Below are 1,090 nucleotides of genomic sequence, written 5' to 3' on the forward strand. Positions count from 1 at the left end.
TGTCTAAAGAAAAATTTGAACGTACTAAACCGCACGTTAACGTTGGTACTATCGGCCACGTTGACCACGGTAAAACAACTCTAACTGCTGCTATCTGTACTACACTTGCAAAAGTGTACGGCGGTGTTGCGAAAGACTTCGCATCTATCGATAACGCTCCAGAAGAGCGTGAGCGCGGTATCACAATCGCTACTTCTCACGTAGAGTACGACACTCCATCACGTCACTACGCACACGTAGACTGTCCAGGACACGCGGATTATGTTAAGAACATGATCACAGGTGCTGCACAGATGGACGGTGGTATCCTAGTTGTTGCTGCAACAGATGGTCCAATGCCACAAACTCGTGAGCACATCCTACTAGGCCGTCAGGTTGGTATTCCTTACATCATCGTATTCATGAACAAATGTGACATGGTTGATGATGAAGAGCTTCTAGAGCTAGTAGAAATGGAAGTTCGTGAACTTCTATCTGAGTACGACTTCCCAGGTGATGACCTACCAGTTATCCAAGGTTCTGCACTAGGCGCACTAAACGGCGAAGAGCAGTGGGAAGCGAAAATCGTTGAGCTTGCTGAAGCACTAGACTCTTACATCCCAGAGCCAGAGCGTGCAGTAGACCAACCATTCCTACTACCAATCGAAGACGTATTCTCAATCCAAGGTCGTGGTACAGTAGTAACTGGYCGTATCGAGCGCGGTATCCTAACTGTAGGTGACGAAGTAGAAATCGTTGGTATCAAAGAAACAACAACTACTACATGTACTGGTGTTGAAATGTTCCGTAAGCTGCTTGACGAAGGTCGTGCAGGTGAGAACGTTGGTGCACTACTACGTGGTACTAAGCGTGATGAAGTTGAACGTGGCCAAGTACTTGCTGCACCTGGTTCAATCAACCCACACACTAAGTTCGAGTCAGAAGTATACGTACTTTCTAAAGACGAAGGCGGCCGTCATACTCCGTTCTTCAAAGGCTACCGTCCACAGTTCTACTTCCGTACAACTGACGTAACTGGTGATATCTCTCTACCAGAAGGCGTAGAAATGGTAATGCCTGGCGACAACATCCAAATGCAAGTAGAGCTAAT

Annotated in this window: 1 protein-coding gene; it reads left to right on the plus strand. The window is 46.9% G+C overall.

Annotated features, from left to right (window positions below):
- On the plus strand, positions 1-1,090 hold a 1,090-nt coding region (gene tuf, locus ELS82_RS25185; RefSeq protein WP_134837791.1), incomplete at both ends, for an elongation factor Tu.

Source organism: Vibrio ouci, from assembly GCF_004551525.1.
Classification (GTDB): domain Bacteria; phylum Pseudomonadota; class Gammaproteobacteria; order Enterobacterales; family Vibrionaceae; genus Vibrio; species Vibrio ouci.